Origin of the sequence: Micromonospora sp. NPDC048935 (assembly GCF_043197875.1) — a bacterium.
Classification (GTDB): domain Bacteria; phylum Actinomycetota; class Actinomycetes; order Mycobacteriales; family Micromonosporaceae; genus Micromonospora.
Genome location: NZ_JBICTZ010000014.1, coordinates 1 through 19,780, shown reverse-complemented (window position 1 = coordinate 19,780; position 19,780 = coordinate 1). Strand labels below are relative to the sequence as shown.

At 69.7% G+C, this 19,780-nt stretch carries 18 protein-coding genes; 7 read left to right on the top strand and 11 right to left on the bottom strand.

The genetic code is table 11. The features are described from left to right. Positions 1-56 precede the first annotated feature (56 nt). The 9 genes from ACGFIW_RS29385 to rpmH form a co-directional block, all read right to left on the bottom strand. Complete coding sequence (locus ACGFIW_RS29385; RefSeq protein ID WP_393322928.1) at positions 57-1,121, bottom strand: hypothetical protein; 1,065 nt, start codon at positions 1,119-1,121, stop codon at positions 57-59. Positions 1,122-2,599: 1,478 nt separating this feature from the next. Next, the gene (locus ACGFIW_RS29380; RefSeq protein WP_393322479.1) at positions 2,600-3,613 is read right to left on the bottom strand and encodes a ParB/RepB/Spo0J family partition protein; all 1,014 of its coding nucleotides are present in this window, start codon (positions 3,611-3,613) and stop codon (positions 2,600-2,602) included. Positions 3,614-3,640: 27 nt separating this feature from the next. After that, positions 3,641-4,948 (bottom strand): ParA family protein, encoded by a 1,308-nt coding sequence (locus tag ACGFIW_RS29375; protein ID WP_393322476.1) that lies wholly within the window; start codon positions 4,946-4,948, stop codon positions 3,641-3,643. A 257-nt stretch (positions 4,949-5,205) separates the two neighbouring features. Beyond that, on the bottom strand, positions 5,206-6,042 hold the full coding sequence (gene rsmG / locus ACGFIW_RS29370) for a 16S rRNA (guanine(527)-N(7))-methyltransferase RsmG (RefSeq protein WP_393322473.1): 837 nt from the start codon (positions 6,040-6,042) through the stop codon (positions 5,206-5,208). Between the two features lie 4 nt (positions 6,043-6,046). Then, positions 6,047-6,670, bottom strand: coding sequence for a protein jag (locus tag ACGFIW_RS29365; RefSeq protein ID WP_393322470.1), 624 nt, complete (start codon positions 6,668-6,670; stop codon positions 6,047-6,049). Positions 6,671-6,882: 212 nt separating this feature from the next. Beyond that, positions 6,883-7,872 carry a membrane protein insertase YidC gene (gene yidC, locus ACGFIW_RS29360; protein WP_393322925.1) on the bottom strand — a complete coding sequence of 330 codons (990 nt, stop codon included), beginning with the start codon at positions 7,870-7,872 and terminating at the stop codon, positions 6,883-6,885. A 2-nt stretch (positions 7,873-7,874) separates the two neighbouring features. Next, complete coding sequence (gene yidD, locus ACGFIW_RS29355) at positions 7,875-8,171, bottom strand: membrane protein insertion efficiency factor YidD (protein WP_393322467.1); 297 nt, start codon at positions 8,169-8,171, stop codon at positions 7,875-7,877. Continuing rightward, positions 8,168-8,584 carry a ribonuclease P protein component gene (rnpA, locus tag ACGFIW_RS29350; RefSeq protein ID WP_393322464.1) on the bottom strand — a complete coding sequence of 139 codons (417 nt, stop codon included), beginning with the start codon at positions 8,582-8,584 and terminating at the stop codon, positions 8,168-8,170. Before rnpA ends, yidD begins: the two co-directional genes overlap by 4 nt. Before the next feature lie 33 nt (positions 8,585-8,617). After that, entirely contained in the window at positions 8,618-8,755 is a 138-nt protein-coding gene (rpmH, locus tag ACGFIW_RS29345) for a 50S ribosomal protein L34 (protein WP_007453904.1), read from the bottom strand. Positions 8,756-8,883: 128 nt separating this feature from the next. On the opposite strand from rpmH, the gene dnaA reads away from it, so the two are divergent. The 5 genes from dnaA (at position 8,884) to ACGFIW_RS29320 (ending at position 15,784) form a co-directional block, all read left to right on the top strand. Continuing rightward, complete coding sequence (dnaA, locus tag ACGFIW_RS29340) at positions 8,884-11,211, top strand: chromosomal replication initiator protein DnaA (protein WP_393322922.1); 2,328 nt, start codon at positions 8,884-8,886, stop codon at positions 11,209-11,211. A 772-nt stretch (positions 11,212-11,983) separates the two neighbouring features. After that, positions 11,984-13,117, top strand: a complete 1,134-nt coding sequence (gene dnaN, locus ACGFIW_RS29335; protein WP_393322462.1) for a DNA polymerase III subunit beta — start codon at positions 11,984-11,986, stop codon at positions 13,115-13,117. Positions 13,118-13,157: 40 nt separating this feature from the next. Beyond that, the gene (gene gnd / locus ACGFIW_RS29330) at positions 13,158-14,033 is read left to right on the top strand and encodes a phosphogluconate dehydrogenase (NAD(+)-dependent, decarboxylating) (protein WP_393322459.1); all 876 of its coding nucleotides are present in this window, start codon (positions 13,158-13,160) and stop codon (positions 14,031-14,033) included. A 16-nt stretch (positions 14,034-14,049) separates the two neighbouring features. After that, on the top strand, positions 14,050-15,183 hold the full coding sequence (gene recF / locus ACGFIW_RS29325; protein WP_357555022.1) for a DNA replication/repair protein RecF: 1,134 nt from the start codon (positions 14,050-14,052) through the stop codon (positions 15,181-15,183). Then, complete coding sequence (locus ACGFIW_RS29320) at positions 15,173-15,784, top strand: DUF721 domain-containing protein (RefSeq protein WP_393322456.1); 612 nt, start codon at positions 15,173-15,175, stop codon at positions 15,782-15,784. The genes recF and ACGFIW_RS29320 overlap by 11 nt, the downstream gene beginning before the upstream one ends. Positions 15,785-15,793: 9 nt before the next feature. Here the strand turns inward: ACGFIW_RS29320 and ACGFIW_RS29315 are convergent, their stop codons facing one another. After that, positions 15,794-16,021: a hypothetical protein gene (locus tag ACGFIW_RS29315; RefSeq protein WP_393322453.1), complete on the bottom strand. Its 228-nt coding sequence runs from the start codon at positions 16,019-16,021 to the stop codon at positions 15,794-15,796. Between the two features lie 118 nt (positions 16,022-16,139). Between ACGFIW_RS29315 and ACGFIW_RS29310 the strand changes: the two genes are divergently transcribed. Continuing rightward, positions 16,140-16,628, top strand: a complete 489-nt coding sequence (locus ACGFIW_RS29310) for a MarR family winged helix-turn-helix transcriptional regulator (RefSeq protein ID WP_393322450.1) — start codon at positions 16,140-16,142, stop codon at positions 16,626-16,628. Here ACGFIW_RS29310 and ACGFIW_RS29305 read toward each other — a convergent pair. Continuing rightward, positions 16,613-17,167 carry a hypothetical protein gene (locus tag ACGFIW_RS29305; RefSeq protein ID WP_393322447.1) on the bottom strand — a complete coding sequence of 185 codons (555 nt, stop codon included), beginning with the start codon at positions 17,165-17,167 and terminating at the stop codon, positions 16,613-16,615. The two genes, ACGFIW_RS29310 and ACGFIW_RS29305, sit on opposite strands and share 16 nt — an antisense overlap. Before the next feature lie 522 nt (positions 17,168-17,689). Here ACGFIW_RS29305 and gyrB point away from each other — a divergent pair. Further along, complete coding sequence (gyrB, locus tag ACGFIW_RS29300; protein WP_393322444.1) at positions 17,690-19,636, top strand: DNA topoisomerase (ATP-hydrolyzing) subunit B; 1,947 nt, start codon at positions 17,690-17,692, stop codon at positions 19,634-19,636. The last annotated feature ends 144 nt before the right edge of the window (positions 19,637-19,780 follow it).

The window sequence follows — 19,780 nt, the reverse complement described above, 5'->3', positions numbered from 1 at the left end:
TGGCGTGGTTGCCGCACGCCTCGGTTCATCGCGCCACCCTCATGGCCGGTCCACCGTCAGCGAGCCGCCGGTGCGTCCGGTGCGTCCGGCCCGTCGACGTGCGCCGGTGCGGCGGGTGCGGAACCGTCGGTGCCACTGTCCGGGGTGCTGCGCTGCGGATTGCCGTTGTCCGGGGTGCCGCTGTGCGCGGTGCCGTTGTCGGCGGTGCCGCTGTGCGCGGTGCCGCTGTCGGCGGTGCCGCTGTGCGCGATGCCGCTGTCGGCGGTGCCGCTGTGCAGGGCGGCCGGCTTGGCGGCATACCCGGCCGTGCCGGTGGTGGCCTCGTCGTCGGTGTCGCCCGGCGGGCCAGGGAGGTCTTCGGCACCGCCGAGAACCGTGGGTCCGCCGGCGAGCGGGTCCGCCGTGCCAGCGGCGGCGGGTGCCGGGGCGGTTGTCGGCGTACCGGACGCCGAAGCGTTGGATGGTGAGGCGGTGAACGTGTCCGTTGCCTCGTTGGTGGCGGATGTCGATCCGGCGGTTCCGCCGGTCGGCTCGGCGACGTCGGCCGGAGGGCCGGCATCCAGGACGAGGGGATCCGCGTTGGGTGCTCCGTCCGCGTCGATCTGACCGGTGGCGCCGATGGGCTCGGGCGCTGGTTCCAAGGTCTCCTCTGCGGCCTCGATGACCGAGGCTGCCGCTGTCGCGGCTGCCGCTGTCGCGGCTGCCTCCGCAGCGGCAGCGGCAGCGGCATCCGCGGCGGCCGACTGGGCCAGCAGGCTGGACGGCGCCTGCCACTGGATCCGGGGTGGCTCAGCGAGCGGACGACCGCCGAACTCGGCAAGCCAGGCGGCGACGAGCGCCAGATTCTCCCGCCACTGCGCCTCGGAGATCGGCGGCAGGATCGAATCCCACAGCGACAGGAAGGTGCCCCGCAACTGAAGGCGGCCGTACGGCCGGGCGAGGAACCACATGTGCAGGTGAGCCGAGCCGTCTCCCCACCGGTTGACGTGCACCCGCGCCACACCGTCGAGCGACCGGATGGCCCGTTCCAGCCGGACGGTCATCACGCCCAGTTCGGCGGCAAGCAGGTTCGGCAGGTCGCCGAGGTCGAGGTGGGTCCGCGACTCCAGGATGAGCACCATGGGCAGGCCGGTGGGCCGGTCCATGGCACGGACTCGCCACCGTTCGCCCACCCAGATGTAGGCCTCGTCGGGCGCGTTGCAGGCGGTGCATTCCCGGAGGCCCTCGCCCTTCCGGGGCGGCTCGACCGGGACCGGATCATCGAGTTGTTTCACGTGGAGGTCCCCCTCGAAGGGAAACGACGGCCACTGAGTGAAGTCCGGGACTGAGGGAGGGGTGTCGTGCACGACGCTGACCCTAACCGAGTCTGGCACCCCTGTCCCTACCCGTTTGACCCCTCCCGATCGACCAGATCAGTGCTCTTCGTCGATCGGGTGTGCCACGTCACCACCGAGCGCCGAAGCAGTATCCACAGGCTGCCGAGATCGCCAATACGGGCCGTCATCCACAGGCTCACACCCGCTCTCACGCGCTGTTTCACGTGAAACAGGGGGTGCCTGTGGACAACGGGTGTGGATAACTTTTCCACCGGTCGGTCGTTGTCGGAAGATCGCCGAACCGCGTGGCCATGACGGATCGACGGCCACCGGCCGAGCGGACCGACCTGTCCGGCTCGGCCGCAGGACGCGTCCTGGGAGGGGCAGCTACGCGTCGTCCGACGGGCGAACAACGGCGATCGAGACGCCCTTCGGGGACGCCGAGGTGAGCCGCCGCCATCAACGTGTGGTTCCAGGCCGGCATGATCGCTGAGACTGGCGCTACGAGACGCGGACGCCTACCTGGACCCGACGAGCTGGGATTGCTGAGGGGCGAGGGCTGGCTGGGGCCACGGGAGGTGTGACAGCGCCGACCGCTCGTTGGCGGTTCCACGTCGGGGCCCACCGAACAGGCACCGAAGACAACGGAAGGCGGTTGGCCGAGCGTCAGGCTGCGACGGCGAGCTGGCTCCGGGGCCGTACGCGCGTCGAGAAGGTCGTAACAAGTGCCGGACCGACCGTAGGTGCCCCTACGGCACACGAAGCGGCAGCGGGCCACTCAGCGGCCGCGCAGGTACCTCATGGTCATCCCCGGGGAGGACCGGACGGTCCCATCCGGCAGTGGATCTCCGTTTCACGTGAAACGGGAGCCGCGCGCCCGGGTGTTGCTCCAATTGCCGCCGTGGAGCCATATCGGTCGCCGGACCGGACTGCCGGCCCGGCCCGAGGGGACTGGGGGCTTTCGGCGGTGCGGCGTAGCGCATGATCGACTCGGTTTCCTGAAAAGCGGCGCATCGCACTGGACAGGACACCGCGACTTCATGAAAACCGAGTCGATCATTGCGGGCCACCGCCACGGGCCACCGCGTCCCGCGGTGGCCCGTGGCGGGGACAGACGCGTTGCGGCGTCGGGTGACTGGTTGACCCGCTGTGGCTCGCGAGCGCGACAGTCCTCGCCCCCGGCCACAGAGATCGACAGCCTGTTTCACGTGAAACGCGGGAGCCGGAAGCGGAACGGCCGCGCTACCCGGAGGCGGGTGCGCGGCCGTAGGCGGAGGGGCGGCTCAGTCTCCGCCTTCCTCCTGCTGCACTCCGATGATCCCGACGATCCGCTCCAGGTCGTCCACGGTGGCGAACTCGATGGTGATCTTCCCCTTGCTCCGGCCGATGTCGACCTTCACGCGAGTGTCGAACCGATCGGACAGCCGGTCGGCGAGATCAGTCAGGGCCGGTGCGTGTGCCTTCGGCCGCCGCTTCGCGGCCTGCCCCTTCGCCGGCCCGTCGTTCAGCGTCAGGGCGACGATTTCCTCGGTCGCCCGAACCGAGAGGCCCTCGGCCACGATCCGCAACGCCAACTGCTCCTGCGCCTCGGTCTCGTCGAGGCTCAGCAGGGCGCGGGCGTGGCCCGCGGACAGGATCCCCGCAGCAACTCGGCGCTGCACCTGTGCCGGCAGGTTCAGCAGCCGGATGGTGTTGGAGATCTGCGGGCGACTCCGGCCGATCCTGCGGGCCAACTCCTCGTGGGTGGCCCCGAACTCCTCCAGCAGTTGCTGGTAGGCGGCGGCCTCTTCGAGTGGGTTCAGATTGGCCCGGTGGATGTTCTCCAGGAGGGCGTCGCGGAGCATGGCGTCGTCCCGGGTGTCCCGGATGATGGCAGGAATGCTGTCCCGCCCCACCGCCTGGGCGGCACGCCAACGCCGCTCGCCCATCACCAGCTCGTACTTCTCGTCATCGAGCTGCCGGACGACGATGGGCTGGAGGAAGCCGACCTCCTGGATCGAGGTCTTGAGCTCTTCCAGTGCCTCCTCGTCGAAGACCTGGCGGGGTTGCTTCGGGTTGGGCAGGATCGCGTCGACCGGAATCTCGGCGAATCGTGCTCCGGGTACGGGGCTGAGCGCGGGCTCCGGCTCGTGAACCCGCGTCGCGACGGCGACCGCCGGAGCGGCTGCGGCGTCGGCCTCGACCGAGTGCTCGTTCTCCGGCTCCACCGTTGCGGTGCCGGCGGCACCCGGCGCCGGTCCGGTCGGGATCAGCGCCCCCAGGCCCCTACCCAGACCGCCCCGAGGACGGTTCTTCATGCCTCGCCTCCCAGCGACTCGTCCGCACTACGCATTCCGACCCACCGGCTCCTTGACGCCTCGCTCGGCGATCTCTTGGGCGGCCTCGAAGTAACTCGTGGCTCCCCGCGATCCGGGATCGTAGGTCATCACCGACTGGCCGTAGCTGGGAGCCTCGGAAACCCGGACGTTGCGGGGGATGACCGCCTGGAGAACCTTGTCGCCGAAGTGGTTCCGGACATCCTGCTCGACGGCGTCGGCCAGCCGGGTACGCCTGTCGTACATCGTCAGGAGGATGGTGGAGACATCGAGCTTCGGGTTGAGGTGTTGGCGCACCAGGTTGATGTTGTTGATCAGCTGGTTGAGCCCTTCCAGGGCGTAGTACTCGCACTGGATCGGGATCAGCACCTCCTGCGCGGCAACGAGGGCGTTGACCGTGAGCAGACCGAGCGACGGCGGGCAGTCGATGAAGACGTAGTCGAACTCGCCCGGGTAGGCGGCGATGGCCCGGTCCAGGCGTGACTCCCGCGCCACGACCGACACGAGTTCGATCTCGGCGCCGGCCAGGTCGATGGTCGCGGGCACGCACCAGAGGTTGGGGATGCCCTCGACCGCCTGCGCCACCTCGGCCAGGGGCACGCTGTTGATCAGACAGTCGTAGACGTCCGGGATGCCGGTGTGGTGCGGGACGTTGAGCCCGGTCGAGGCGTTGCCCTGCGGATCGAGGTCCACCACGAGCACCCGGTTGCCGTGCAGGGCGAGCGCCACTGCAAGGTTGACGGTGGTCGTGGTCTTGCCCACGCCGCCCTTCTGGTTGGCGACGCACATGACCCGGGTCCGGTCCGGCCGAGGCATGGTCACCTCGCCACTGGGATTCAGGATCTGCACGGCGCGCATCGCCTCCATAGCCAACGGTGGGTCATCCTCTTCGCGCGTCGGGGTTTCACGTGAAACGTACGTGGGGTCGGTTGCCACGGCAGCCAACGAGTCGGTCGAAGCGACCGGCGCATCGGCGATCGCCGGCGCGGCGTCCCGTACCGCCGACGCGCCGGGTTGGTGCGGGACCGCCGGCTCGAAGCGAACCGCTCGGGCGCTGTTGCGCCGGCCTGACGTCTGCCGCACCTCGACGACATTTGCCGGTCGGGTCGGCCCCTCGGGTGTGCGGCGAACAGCCGCCGGGTCCACCACTTCGGGCCCGGTCGGTGGGACCGCTGGATCTCCGCCGAACAACGACGGATCGCCGTCGGCAGGCCCGGTCGTTCCGGGCGACCAGCTCGGGTAGTCGGTTTCACGTGAAACGGGATCGTCTGTCGACCCGGTCACGCGTGGATCGTCGTACCTGCCGTCGTCATGCACCTGTCATCCCTGCCCGCTTCGGATGGTCGGTCCGCGCCCCGGTCAACTTGGCCACACCCACGCTCGCAACCCGGAGCGTACGGCCCTCGGGAGCGGTCGGAGACCCCGCGACGTCCGTCGCCCGCTTCACACTATCGACGCGCGGTCAGCCTACGGCGGACGGGCGCGGCCGGTCCACGTCGGGTTCTCATCCCCTCGTCCATCCGTACCGGTACAACGAGGCAACCCACCGACCGGAAGCCCGATCACACGAAGTGTCAGTGTCGGCGGGTCCGGCCATTCCGGGAGCGTTTGTTGGTCGCCGCGCGTGCCGGGCCGACCATCCGCTCGCGCACGATCTCCACGACGGTGGTGGGCGGGTCGATCACCCCGGTCCCGCAGAGGTGCAGGGTGGGCCTCCCGCCACCGAGTCGCGCCACCACCTCGGTGTGCTCCTCGATCTCCGCGGCCGCGGACGAACCCTTCAGCGCCAGCAGCCGGCCGCCACGCACCGCCAGGGGGAGACTCCAGCCGGCCAGGCGATCCAGTGGTGCAACCGCGCGGGCAGTGACCACGTCTCCGCTGATCGGGTCCCGACCACTCGAACCGGTAGCCGCCTCGTCGGCCCGCCCACGGAACACCCGCACCGACTTGGCCAGGCCGAGTCGCTCGACGACCTCGATCAGGAACGACGTGCGTCGTGCCAGCGGCTCGATCAGGGTGACCGTGAGATCGGGGCGCGCGATGGACAGGACCAGACCTGGCAGACCGGCTCCGGAGCCAACGTCGAGGACCGTCGCGCCGGACGGGATCCGCTCGGCGACCGCCGCGCAGTTGAGGAGGTGCCGATCCCAGATGCGAGGTGCCTCGCGGGGGCCGATCAGGCCGCGGACCACCCCGTCGGTGACCAACAACTCGGCGTACGCGGCGGCCAGGTCGAGACGGTCGCCGAAGAGGGTCGACGCGGCCGGGGCCAGCTCGGGCGGCAGCGCCGCGTCCTCTGGTGACGGGCCGGTGTCGAGGTCGGCCGACTCGGCGGGCTGGACAGCGGACGGCCCGAGCGGCTTGCCGCCCGGGCCGGTCATGGCGTCGGCCGTGCTGTCGTGGTGGGTCACCCCGTCAGTCCGCCGGCCGTACGACGATGCGCCGGGCCGGCTCCACACCCTCGGACTCGCTCGCCACACCGGACATGGCGTTGACCACGTCGTGCACACACTTGCGCTCGAACGCGGACATTGCCTCCAGGCGGACCGGCTCGCCGTACTCCTTGACCTTCTCGACGGCGTTCTTGGCGACCGCGGCGAGTTCCTTGCGGCGGTTCGCCCGGTAGCCACCGACGTCGAGCAGCAGGCGGCTCGGCGTGCCGGTCTGCCGGAACACGGCGAGGCGGGTCAGCTCCTGGAGCGCTTCCAGGGTGGCTCCGCGCTGACCGACCAGGTTCTGTAGGCGATCGCCGACGACCTCGACCATGGGTCGTCCGGCGGCGACCAACTCCTCGATGTCGCCGTCGTAGTCGAGGATGTCGAGGAGCCCTTCGACGTAGTCGGCCGCGATCTCGCTCTGCTGGAAGAGGTCGCCCTCGCTCACGGCCTTCTTCACTCGGCCGCCAGCGGCTGCGGTATCGGTGCCCTCGTCGGCCGCGCTGTCCTCGTCGGTCTCGGCGTCGTCGCCGTCCACCGCGAGCGTCGCGGTCTCCTCCTCGTCCAGGGACTGCTCGGTGCGGGGGATGCTGGTCTCGGTCACGGTCTCATCTCCGTACTCACTCGGCCGGACCGTCGGGTCCGACTGGTTTCCCGGGGCCGGCGGGAGGTCGCCGGTGCCCGCGGGCACGTCTGTACGGGCAGTGTCGCCCGTGGCCGCGGGATGCGCGGTCGGTTCCGCTCGGCGCCACCGGGACGGCGGCTGCACGGTGCGGAGCGGGCCGCCGCCGGTCACCCGGCGACGGCCCGCGTAGGTCAGCCCTGCCGCTTGGCGGGACGGCTCTTCTTCGGGTTGTTCGCCGGCTTGGCCCCGGGCTTCGGCCCGGCCACCTTGGGCGCGGTCGCCTTGACCGGCGCCGGCGGGGCCGCCTTGCCACGACCGAACAGACCACCGGACTTGGCGGGCTGCACCGGGTTGCGGTTGGCCGCGGGGGCGACGGCCTTCTTGGCGGTCACCGGCGGCGGGAACTTCCGCAGTACCCACTGCTGCTGGCCGAGGGTGAAGAGGTTGTTGGTGACCCAGTAGATGATGACGCCGATCGGGAAGATCGCGCCGGAGATCAGCAGCGATGCCGGGATGCCGTAGAGCATCAGCCGCTGGATCATCCGCTGCTGCGGGTCCTCGGCCCAACCGGTCTTCAGGATCATCTGACGGCTGGTCAGGTAGGTGGTCGCGATCATGACCAGGACCAGGACACCAGCAATGATCTTCACGGTGCTGCCGGTGGCGCCGAGGCGGGACAACTCGTCGGCCGTCGAGCCGAACTTGCCGGCGATCGGGGCGGTGAAGAGCTTCGCCTGCGAGGCGCTCTCGAACTGGTTGACGGTCCACCCGTACAGCGTCTTGCCGCCGTTCGCCGGGTCCAGCCGCTTCAACGTGTGGAAGAGGCCCAGGAAGACCGGGATCTGAAGGAACATCGGAAGGCAACCCATCAGCGGGTTGGCCTTCTCCTTCTTGTAGAGCTCCATCATTTCTTTCTGGAGCGTCTCCCGGTCACCCTTGTGCTTCTCCTGAAGCTCCTTGACCTTGGGCTGGAGCGCCTGCATCGCCCGCTGGGACTTGATCTGCTTGACGAAGACCGGGAACAGGATCACCCGGACGGTGACCACCAGGAAGATGATGGACAGGATCCAGGCGAAGTTGGTGCCGATCACCGAGCCGACCGGCACCCCGATGGCGTCCCAGGCAGAGTGCCAGGTCAGCAGGATCCACGAAATCGCGTAGTAGATCCAGTCGAGACTCAGACTCAATTCGGGGCTCCAGTCACATCAGCACGGCGGCGGCCGCCCGGCTCCGGCACCGGGTCATGTCCACCAGGGTGAAAGGGGTGGCAGCGCAACAGCCGCCGGACCGCCAGCGTGGCTCCCCGGAGCGCGCCGTGCCGAACGATCGCCTCCTGGGCGTACGCACTGCACGACGGGTAGAACCGACAGCGGGCCGGCAGCGCCGGACTTATCCACCGACGGTACGCGATGATGGGCGCGATCAGCACCTTGGCACCGGTTGTCCGCGGACGTGGGCTGGCCTTCTCGGTGCCGGTCATCGGGACCGCCGCTCGCGGGGCGACCGGGCGACCGCGATGGCGGCATCCAGGTCGATGGCGAGGCGCGGGTAGGACGCCTGCGCCGCGGCCGGCAGCGCCCGGACGACAAGGGTGCTGCCGGCGGGCAGGGCGGTCAACCGGTCCTGGACCAGTGCCCGCAGCCGACGCTTGACCCGGTTACGGATCACCGCGTTGCCGACGGCCTTGGACACGACGAAGCCGGCACGGGACGGCACGGACGACTGCTCCGCACTGTTGTCCCGCACCGGCTCCGGCGAGGTCGGTGTGCTGGGTTCGGTGCTCACCGGCACGGTCAGGTGGACCACGACGGCGCCACGTCCGACGCGTCGGCCACCGCGAACCGCTGCGGCGAAGTCAGTGCTGCGCCGCAGTCGTTGCGCGGCGGCCAGCACGACTGCCCACGTCCCCTGACCGGCCCGGTCGGCTCAGGCCGACAGGGTGGTGCGACCCTTGGCGCGACGGCTCGAGAGGATGGCACGGCCGGCACGGGTGCGCATGCGCAGCCGGAAGCCGTGGGTCTTCGCGCGCCGGCGGTTGTTCGGCTGGTAGGTGCGCTTGCTCACGTCAGGCTCTCCGTTTTCGTACGCGCCCCGCGCGACGGGATCGCCGGGGTCGTGTGGTGGTCCAGGCCACCTCGACGGTGGCCCCCGATCGGTGCTGTCCGGTGGTGCGGGACCTCGACGACGCGGGGATGCGACCGCGGACAGCAAGCACCCATCACCCTAGCAGAGGGCGAGAAAGCAGCCGTTCCAGCCTACGCAGGGGGGCAATGGCCGTCAAACACCCCGAGGAGCGGACAACAGGACGCGCCCGGGGTCGAACGGTGGTTTTCGCTGATGCCGACAAGGGTGTCACCGCGTCGCCGGTTGATGGCGCAGGGACAACGCTGTTACCGTGCCCGATTGCGGTGAGCGTCGGAAGCTCCGGTCGTCGCGCAGGCAAGACCGGACAAGGTAGTGAATCGTTCGGCACGGTGAACCCGCTTCAGCGCCCGGTCAGGCAGGGGGCAGGTCGCACCCGCGTCCGGCGGCGGCCACAATCGGTCGGTACACAGGCTGTGGATAACTTGTGGATGACCACCGGTCGACCGTCCGGGTGGGTGTTGTTCCACCCGCGAACGCGGCGGGCCCGGGATGGCCGGCTGGCAGACAGCGGCGGCCGGGAGCAGAGGCGAGGGGGTGGCACGACGGTGGCCGGTACAACCGACCTTGCCGCAGTGTGGTTAGCGGCGACCGACGAGCTAGCCGACGAGATCATCTCTGCCCAGCAGCGTGCCTACCTCCGACTGACCCGGCTGCGGGCGATCGTCGAGGACACCGCGCTGCTCTCCGTGCCGGACGCGTTCACCCGCGACGTCATCGAGTCACGACTGCGCCCGGCGATCACCGAGGCGCTCACCCGTCGGCTCGGTCGTCCGATCCAGGTCGCGGTCACCGTGCGCGTGGCCGAGGACGCCACGGGCCGACCGGCCGGCACCGTCTACCGGAGCGCACCGGAGATCGGGCCGATCGACGTCGAGGGCCCGGCCGCCGCGCCACTCGACGACGATCACGGTCCTCGGCCGGGCAACGACCCGATGATCCCCGAGCAGACCCACGCCGCCCGGATGCCCGACCCGGTCCCGCCACCCCCACCGGGGGGTCCACCACTCGCGCCGAGCATCGACGGGCACCGGTCCGGTCTGATCCCGTCCAGCAGGGACGGGCAGGAAGCGCTGTTCAGCGCCGCGTTCGCCGAACCGATGCGGCCGTCGCGCCCCGGGCCTGATCGTCGTGGCTACGACGATCAGGCCGCTCGCCTCGACCCGCCCGGCCCGGACACCCGACCCTACGAGCCGCGCTACCGGGACGATTCGGGGTCGCCGCGCGACCAACACGTGATCCGCTCGATGCCCCGCGACAGCGGAACCGACAGCGGCCCGGGTCGAAGCGGAGTGGACCACCGCACGGGTGGCCGCGACGACCGCCGGTTGCCCGGCGCCGACACCGGCGGCAACCGGCTCAACCCGAAGTACATGTTCGAGACGTTCGTCATCGGCTCGTCCAACCGGTTCGCGCACGCGGCGAGCGTGGCGGTGGCGGAGTCACCGGCGAAGGCGTACAACCCGCTGTTCATCTACGGGCACTCCGGGTTGGGCAAGACGCATCTGCTGCACGCCATCGGGCACTACGCCACGACACTCGGCAACGCCCGCTCGGTCCGGTACGTCTCGACCGAGGAGTTCACCAACGACTTCATCAACTCGCTCCGGGACGACAAGACGAGCGCGTTCCAGCGGCGCTACCGCGACGTCGACATCCTGCTGATCGACGACATCCAGTTCCTGGAGAACCGCGAGCGTACGCAGGAGGAGTTCTTCCACACCTTCAACACCCTGCACAACGCCAACAAGCAGATCGTGATCACCTCGGACCGGTCGCCGCGTCAGCTCGCCACCCTGGAGGACCGGATGCGCACCCGGTTCGAGTGGGGGCTGCTGGCCGACATCCAGCCACCGGATCTGGAGACCCGGATCGCGATCCTGCAGAAGAAGGCGGCGCAGGAGCGGATGTACGCCCCGCCGGACGTGTTGGAGTTCATCGCGTCCCGGGTGTCGAACTCGATCCGCGAGCTGGAGGGTGCGCTGATCCGGGTGACGGCGTTCGCCAGCCTGACCCGGTCGACAGTCGAGCTGTCGCTGGCCGAGGAGGTGCTTCGGGATTTCATGCCCGACGGCGCCGGGCCGGAGATCAACGCCGACCAGATCATGGCCTCGACCGCCGACTACTTCGGGGTGAGCCTGGAGGACCTGCGTGGTCAGTCCAGGTCCCGCGTGCTCGTCAACGCCCGGCAGGTGGCCATGTACCTGTGTCGGGAGCTGACCGAGCTGTCCCTGCCCCGGATCGGGCAGGCCTTCGGTGGCCGGGACCACACCACGGTGATGCACGCCGACCGGAAGATCCGGCAGCAGATGGCGGAACGCCGCTCGCTCTACAACCAGATCGCCGAGCTGACCAACCGGATCAAGCAGAACAGCTGAGGCGTACGCCACCGTCGTGGCGGCACGCAGCCCAGGGAACGCCCGCCCGGATCTCCGGTCGGGCGTTTTTCGGCTCTCCGACTGGACTCTCGACATGGTGTAGGCCACAGCATGGAGGCCGTGACCGCCTCGACGCCCACTCGTTGTCCACAGCTCGTTGTCCACCGTCGGTGGATAACTACGGTCCGTCCTTCGCCGGTTACCCACAGGCTGTGGAGAAACCCTGTGTACGGAGCTGTGGACGCCTGGGGACAACCGTCACGTTATCCACCGATGACCGTCGCCCTGTGTACGAGCTGTTGAAGGTTCTGGGGATGACGGCCAAGGTGATCTTCATCGTCGTCCACAGGCTTGGGGAGAAAGTCGGTGGATTACCGGTGGACAACCGGTGGATAACGGTGGACAACCGAGCGCCGAGACCGGGCTGTGGACAGGCGAGCCGGTTTTACCCCTGGTTCTCCACAGCTAAATCACCTGTAGATAACCTGTCTGACCTGGGCAGACTCGGGTTTTCCACAGTTTGCACAGGTGCGATGAAGACGATGAGTTATCTCTTCTAAGAGAACAAAAACCAATCATCACCGTTGGGCTTTCTGTGGATCGTGCCGAACGCTGCCCGATCACCCGGTCAGCACCGACACGAACCATGGGGTCGGGCGCACAGCCGATACCCACGCGCCCTAAGGTGCGATGGGTACCCGCACGGTCGGGCGGGACGGTAGGCAGCGGTCGGCATGAGAGAGTTGTCGCTGACGTCGACGCGGAGGCATTGATGAAGTTCCGAGTGGAGCGCGACGCGCTCGCCGAGGCCGTGGCGTGGACCGCGAAGAGCCTGCCCAACCGGCCATCCGTCCCGGTGCTCGCCGGGGTGATGCTCCGGGTCACCGACGGCAACCTGCGGGTTTCCGGGTTCGACTACGAGGTCTCCAGCCAGGTGACAGTCGAGGTGCAGGGCGACGCCGACGGCGCCGCGCTCGTCTCCGGCCGTCTGCTCGCCGAGATCACCAAGGCGCTGCCGGCCAAGCCGGTCGACATCGCCGCGGTCGGCGCCCACCTCGAGTTGGTCTGCGGCAGCGCCCGGTTCACCCTGCCCACCATGCCGGTGGAGGACTATCCCGCGCTGCCCGAGATGCCGCAGAGTGCCGGCACCGTCGACGCCGCCGCGTTCGCCACAGCCGTCTCCCAGGTGGCCATCGCCGCCGGCCGGGACGAGACGCTGCCGATGATGACCGGCGTCCGCGTCGAGCTCTCCGGCGACACGCTGTCGATGCTCGCCACCGACCGATACCGGCTGGCGCTGCGCGAGATCAAGTGGCAGCCGGACGACCCCGAGGTCAGCATCAACGCCCTGGTGCCCGCCCGCACCCTGAACGACACCGCCAAGGCCCTCGGCCCGCTGGGCGGCGAGGTCACGCTCGCCCTCGCCCAGGGCGCTGCCGGTGAGGGCATGGTCGGTCTGGCCGGCGGCACCCGGCGCACCACCAGCCGCCTGCTCGACGGCGCCAACTACCCGCCGGTGCGTTCGCTCTTCCCGGCCACCCACAACGCCGCCGCCCGGGTGCCGGTCAGCACCCTGATCGAGGTGGTCAAGCGGGTCGCGTTGGTCGCCGAGCGGGCCACTCCGGTGCTGTTGAGCTTCAGCGCCGACGGCCTGGTGGTCGAGGCCGGCGGTTCCGAGGAGGCGCGGGCCAGCGAGGCCATGGAGGCCACCTTCACCGGCGACGCGCTGACCATCGGCTTCAACCCGCAGTACCTCATCGATGGCCTGGCCAACCTGGGGTCCCAGACCGCCGTGCTCTCGTTCGTCGACGCCTTCAAGCCCGCGGTGATCTCACCCGCCGACGAGGATGGAGAGGTAATTCCGGGGTACCGGTACCTCATCATGCCGATCCGCGTCTCGCGCTGATCGCGCCCAGCAACACCCAGATCCACGGAGGTAGAAACACATGCAGCTCGGCCTTGTAGGACTCGGCCGGATGGGCGGCAACATGCGGGAGCGGTTGCGCGCCGCCGGTCACGACGTTGTCGGTTTCGACCACAACGCGCAGCTGAGCGACGTCCCGACCCTCGCGGGCCTGGCAGAGAAGCTTGAGTCGCCGCGCGTGGTCTGGGTCATGGTGCCCGCCGGTGTCACCGACGCCACCATCGACGCCCTCGCCGAGGTGCTCGGCGAGGGCGACATCATCATCGACGGCGGCAACTCCCGCTTCAGCGACGACGCACCCCGGGCCGAGCGGCTCAACGAGTTGGGCATCGGCTACCTCGACGTCGGCGTGTCCGGTGGCGTCTGGGGCCGGCAGAACGGCTACGGGCTGATGGTCGGCGGCGCCCAGGAGCACGTCGACCGGCTGATGCCGATCTTCAACGCGCTCAAGCCGGAGGGCGAGTTCGGCTTCGTGCACGCCGGCCCGGTAGGTGCCGGGCACTACTCGAAGATGGTGCACAACGGCATCGAGTACGGCCTCATGCACGCCTACGCCGAGGGCTACGAGTTGATGACCGCCTCGGAGCTGGTGACGAACGTGCCCGGGGTCATCAAGTCCTGGCGGGAGGGCACGGTCGTCCGTTCCTGGCTGCTCGACCTGCTCGACCGGGCACTCGACGAGGACCCGGAGCTGGCCGACCTGAGCGCCTACACCGAGGACACCGGCGAGGGCCGCTGGACGGTCGACGAGGCGGTCCGGCTGGCGGTGCCGCTGAACGTCATCACCGCCTCGCTGTTCGCCCGGTTCAACTCGCGGCAGGACGACGAATCACCCGCCATGAAGGCCGTCTCCGCGCTGCGCCAGCAGTTCGGCGGCCACGCCGTCCACAAGCGCTGAGCGGTATCCACACCCTGTGTATGTCCACCGACTGGAACTTGTCGACTTCCGCTCGTACGAGCGGGTGGCCGTCGACCTCCAGCCGGGGGCGAACGTCCTGACCGGCGCCAACGGCGTCGGCAAGACCAACCTCGTCGAGGCGCTGGGGTACGTGGCGACCCTGGACTCGCACCGGGTCGCCACCGACGCGCCGCTGGTCCGGATGGGCGCCACCGCCGCGGTGATCCGCTGCGCCGTGGTGCACGACGGCCGGGAGCTCCTGGTCGAGCTGGAGATCGTGCCCGGCAAGGCCAACCGGGCCCGGCTGGGCCGCTCACCGGCGCGGCGGGCCCGGGACGTGCTCGGCGCCCTGCGACTCGTGCTCTTCGCACCGGAAGACCTCGAGCTGGTCCGGGGCGACCCGTCCGAACGTCGCCGCTACCTGGACGACCTGCTGGTCAACCGGCAACCCCGGTTCGCGGGTGTGCGGGCCGACTACGAGCGGGTGGTCAAGCAACGCAACGCCCTGCTGCGCACCGCGTACCTGGCCCGCAAGACCGGTGGGTCGCGCGGCGGCGATCTCGGCACCCTCGCCGTCTGGGACACCCACCTGGCCCAGCACGGCGCGGAACTGCTCGCCGGCCGCCTGGAACTGGTGGCCGCGCTCACCCCGCACGTCGCCAAGGCGTACGACGCGGTGGCCGCCGGTCGGGGCGCGGCGAGCATCGCCTACCGACCCTCGATCGAGCTTGCCGAGCCGACCACCGACCGGGCCACACTGGCCGAGGCGCTGACGGCGGCCCTGGCGGCGTCCCGCTCCGCCGAGATCGAACGGGGCACCACCCTGGTCGGCCCGCACCGCGACGAGCTGGCGTTGACCCTCGGGCCACTGCCCGCCAAGGGGTACGCCAGCCACGGCGAGTCGTGGTCGTTCGCGCTCGCGTTGCGGCTGGCCGGTTACGATCTGCTGCGCGCCGACGGCATCGAGCCGGTTCTGGTGCTCGACGATGTCTTCGCCGAGTTGGACACCGGCCGCCGGGAGCGGCTGGCGGAGCTGGTCGGCGGGGCGAGCCAACTGCTCGTCACCTGCGCGGTGGACGACGACGTGCCGGCGGCCCTGCGCGGCACCCGCTACCAGGTGGGCGAAGGGACGGTACGCCGTGTCGGATGAGCCACGTCCCCGCCGACCGCAGACGGGCAAGGGTGACGCCGCAGCCGCGCGTACCCCCGGGTCGGAAGCGACAGGCGGTGAGTCGGCGCCCGCCGGGCCGGAGCTGGCGCGTGCGGTGCTCGACGCGGCGCTGTCCCGACGGCAGGCGGCGGCCCGCGCCCGACGTACCCCGGGTGGCGCCGGCGGCGACGCGGCCGGCGGATCGGGGCGGCGGCTGCGTGGCTACTCCGGCCCGGGCCCCGACCCGCGCGACCCGCAGCCGCTCAGTGCCGTGCTCAACCGGCTGGTGAAGGCGCGTGGCTGGCAGCAGCCGGCGGCCGAGGCCACCGTGTTCGGTGCCTGGGAGCGCGTCGTCGGCGCGGAGGTCGCGCAGAACAGCCGCCCGGTCAAGCTGGAGAACGGCGAGCTGACCGTCGAGGCACGCTCGACGGCCTGGGCGACCCAACTGCGCCTGCTCGCCGGCTCGCTGCTCAAGCAGATCGCCAGCGAGGTCGGCCACAACGTGGTGCGCAAGCTGCACATCCACGGCCCGGCCGCGCCCTCCTGGGGGAAGGGGCCACGCCGGGTACGCGGCCGCGGCCCGCGCGACACGTACGGCTGAGTCGACCCCTCAGCGCCGCCGATCGGCCTCGCGGGCCGCTCGCCTGCGTTCGCGCTGCTCCCGGGTGAAGCGCTTGCGCTCGGCCAGGTCGCGTTTCCACGCCTCCCGGGCCTCGGCCGAGCCGCCCTGCACCGCACCCCTGACACCCTCGGCAGGGCCGGCGAGATGCCGGAACGCCCAGCTCAGGAGTCGGCCGCCCTCGCCCGGGGCCCTGGTGGTCGCGCCGTCCTCACTCATCTGCCGTCCTCTTCCGCCGCGCGGTCGTCCGCCCACCGAACGAGCGGTCGATTGGGGCACCAACGATTGGTACACCAATGATCGGTACAGTAGTCACCGTGCTTGCTAAGGGCAACCGATGACCGAACGACCGGATCGCGTCGACCCGTTGGCGTTGGAGCAGCAGGTCTGCTTCGCCCTCTCGGTGGCCGCGCGCAGCGTGGTGGCCGTCTACCGGCCACTCCTCGAACCAATGGGGCTGACCCATCCGCAGTACCTGGTGATGTTGGCGCTCTGGCAGCACGCGCCGCTGTCCGGCCGTGACCTCAGCCGCCTGTTGCAGCTCGACCCGGGCACGCTCTCACCCCTGCTCAAGCGACTCGAAGCCGCCGGCTACCTGCGCCGGGAACGCGACCCCGGCGACGAGCGCAGCCTCGCCGTCACCCTCACCGCCAGTGGTGCCGCGCTGCGCAGCCAGGCGGAGCTGATCCCGGCCGCGATCGTGCAGCGACTCGGGCTGCCCGTCGCCGACCTACAACACCTGCACGCCGTGCTCACCCAGGTGATCTCGGCGGCCAACCGGCCGGCCGCCTCGGAGCGTGACGCGGCGGCTCAGGCGTCGGCGTAGACGGCGAAGCCGCGCTCGGCGCAGCGCCGGTAGAACGCCGCCAGGACGCCCAACTCGGCGCAGGTGAAGTTCCACTGCGGCGGATCGCCGCGCTCGTCGCGCAGCGCGTCGAGCCGGCTCTCCAACCACCGCAGTTGCTGCTCGGCCAACCTGCCGTCACCGAGCAACGAGCGCAGCACCGTGCTCACCGACTCGAAGGTCACCGCCTCGCCGTACGTGCGGTGCCCCGCCACGAACCGCTCGATGCCGCTGGCGATCCAGGAGCAGCCGTCCGGGTCGATCACCGGGTCCTCGTCCTCGGCCGCGGCATCTGTGGCGTACAACACACCTTCGAGGCCGAGGAGGAGATCCACCAACTCGGTGTACGCGGTGGCCCGGATGGTGCCGGTCTTCGCGATCAGCTCGGCCAGCGCCGCCGTCGGCGCGGAGATGCGCGGCACGTCGACGATCTCGCCGAAGTCGACGAACTCGGCCGGCGCGACCGGATCGTAGAAGCGGCCGGTCCGCGGCCAGTGCACCGCGACGTTGTCCAGCCCCATCTGTCACCTCTTAAAGAGCACGTGTCGGGTCGATCGAGTCGATCGTCCCGGTTCCGGCCGGTAAAGATCAAGCCTGGTACCGGAGCGCCGCAAACGTACGGCACGGACGCTTCGGCCGCGACCCCCGACCCGCCCGAGCGCGGGTCAACCCGTTCGGGGACGGCGCGTGCCATCGGACCCTGGCGTGTGGGGGGAGTCGTGGGCAACGGGGTTCTGCCGGCTATGGACTTCTCAGCCGCCTCTCTGAGGGTGCCGAGTGGTGGTTCTGTCCCCCGCGCACAGTAGGATTGACAGCGAGACGAAGACCCGGTGTGGGAGAGCGACGGGGCCGGTGGCCCCAGATTCATTCTCCACGTCGGGTCGAGCCGATCGCGATCCGCGGGCAACCGCGGCGACCGGCGCGTTCGACCCGCTGTCCGGATGTCTCCGGCACCGGTCCACGCGCCGACGTCGCGTCCATGTCCGCCGAACCCGCGCCCGACGCGCCCTACCGGCGTGGCTGACGCGAGAAAGTGGCCGAAGGTGGCAGCGCAGGACAAGCAGGAGTACGGCGCAGAGTCGATCACCGTTCTCGAGGGGCTGGAGGCGGTCCGCAAGCGGCCCGGTATGTATATCGGGTCCACCGGCGAGCGCGGTCTGCACCACCTCGTCTGGGAAGTCGTCGACAACGCGGTCGACGAGGCGCTCGCCGGATACTGCGACACCATCGACGTGGTGCTGCTCGCCGACGGCGGCGTCCGGGTCACCGACAACGGCCGAGGTTTCCCCGTCGACCTTCACCCGAAGCTCAAGAAGCCGGGTGTCGAGGTCGCGCTGACCATCCTGCACGCGGGTGGCAAGTTCGACGGCAAGGCGTACGCGGTCTCCGGCGGCCTGCACGGCGTCGGTGTCTCCGTGGTGAACGCGCTCTCCACCAAGATGTTCGTCGAGATCCACAAGTCCGGTTCGGTGTGGCGGCAGCACTACACCAACTCCAAGCCGAGCCCGCTGGAGAAGGGCGAGGCCACCGACCGCAACGGCTCGGCGGTTTCCTTCTGGCCCGACCCCGACGTGTTCGAGACCGTCGACTTCGACTTCCAGACCATCTACCGACGCCTACAGGAGATGGCCTTCCTCAACCGCGCCCTGCGCATCCACCTGCTCGACGAGCGGGTGGCCGAGGAGGAGGACGGCCGGCAGCGCGAGGTGACCTTCTACTACGAGGGCGGCATCGCCGACTTCGTCCGGCACCTCAACGCCTCCAAGAACCCGATCCACAAGACGGTGGTGGAGTTCGGCGCCGAGGAGGAGGGCATGTCGGTCGAGATCGCCATGCAGTGGAACGAGTCGTACGGCGAGTCGGTCTACACCTTCGCCAACACGATCAACACCCACGAGGGCGGCACCCACGAGGAGGGCTTCCGGTCCGCGCTGACCAGCGTGGTCAATCGGTACGGCACCGACAAGAAGCTACTCAAGGGCGACGAGAAGCTCTCCGGCGAGGACATCCGCGAAGGGCTCGCGGCGATCATCTCGGTCAAGCTGGCCAACCCGCAGTTCGAGGGTCAGACCAAGACCAAGCTCGGCAACACACCGGTGAAGAGCTTCGTGCAGCGGGTCTGCAACGAGTGGCTGGTCGACTGGTTCGACCGCAACCCGGCCGAGGCCAAGATGATCATCACGAAGGCGTCGCAGGCCGCCCGCGCCCGGATCGCCGCGCAGCAGGCGCGCAAGCTGGCCCGGCGCAAGTCGCTGCTGGAATCCGGCTCGATGCCGGGCAAGCTGGCCGACTGCCAGTCCACCGACCCGCGCGAGTCCGAGGTGTTCATCGTCGAGGGCGACTCGGCCGGAGGCTCAGCCAAGCAGGGCCGCGACCCACGGACCCAGGCGATCCTGCCGATCCGCGGCAAGATCCTCAACGTGGAGAAGGCCCGGATCGACCGGGTGCTGAAGAACAACGAGGTCCAGGCGCTGATCACCGCGCTGGGCACCGGCATCCACGACGACTTCGACATGGAGAAGCTGCGCTACCACAAGGTGGTGTTGATGGCCGACGCCGACGTCGACGGCCAGCACATCCAGACGCTGCTGCTCACCCTGCTGTTCCGCTTCATGCGTCCACTCGTCGAGCTGGGCCACGTCTACCTGGCCGCACCGCCGCTCTACAAGATCAAGTGGAACAAGAAGGGCGACGACGCGCAGTACGCCTACTCCGACCGTGAGCGGGACGGGCTGATCGCGCTGCGCCAGCAGAAGAAGCCGAACGCCAAGCCGGACGACATCCAGCGCTTCAAGGGCCTCGGCGAGATGAATTATCCCGAGCTGTGGGAAACCACGATGAACCCGGCGACGCGTACCCTGCGTCAGGTCACTCTCGACGACGCGGCAACCGCCGACGAGTTGTTCAGCGTGCTGATGGGTGAGGACGTCGAAGCGCGCCGGTCGTTCATCCAGCGCAACGCCAAGGACGTCCGGTTCCTGGACATCTGACCGATCGTGCGGGAGTGGGGGGGGGCGGCCCCGCCCCCCCCCCCGGCCCCAGACTGTTACACACCATTGGCGGTTTGCACAACCGGTATAAACAACACCCAAAAGACAAAGATTGTTTTTAGGGTTTAAAATTTACCGTTTTGC

Bases quoted from the DNA above. Each gene is read 5' to 3' on its own strand.
- ACGFIW_RS29310 (WP_393322450.1), top strand. From the start codon at position 16,140: ATGACCGAACGACCGGATCGCGTCGACCCGTTGGCGTTGGAGCAGCAG.
- dnaN (WP_393322462.1), top strand. From the start codon at position 11,984: ATGAAGTTCCGAGTGGAGCGCGACGCGCTCGCCGAGGCCGTGGCGTGG.
- ACGFIW_RS29315 (WP_393322453.1), bottom strand. From the start codon at position 16,021: ATGAGTGAGGACGGCGCGACCACCAGGGCCCCGGGCGAGGGCGGCCGA.
- dnaA (WP_393322922.1), top strand. From the start codon at position 8,884: ATGCGACCGCGGACAGCAAGCACCCATCACCCTAGCAGAGGGCGAGAA.
- ACGFIW_RS29385 (WP_393322928.1), bottom strand. From the start codon at position 1,121: ATGGTGCTCATCCTGGAGTCGCGGACCCACCTCGACCTCGGCGACCTG.
- ACGFIW_RS29305 (WP_393322447.1), bottom strand. From the start codon at position 17,167: ATGGGGCTGGACAACGTCGCGGTGCACTGGCCGCGGACCGGCCGCTTC.
- gnd (WP_393322459.1), top strand. From the start codon at position 13,158: ATGCAGCTCGGCCTTGTAGGACTCGGCCGGATGGGCGGCAACATGCGG.
- yidD (WP_393322467.1), bottom strand. From the start codon at position 8,171: ATGACCGGCACCGAGAAGGCCAGCCCACGTCCGCGGACAACCGGTGCC.
- ACGFIW_RS29380 (WP_393322479.1), bottom strand. From the start codon at position 3,613: ATGAAGAACCGTCCTCGGGGCGGTCTGGGTAGGGGCCTGGGGGCGCTG.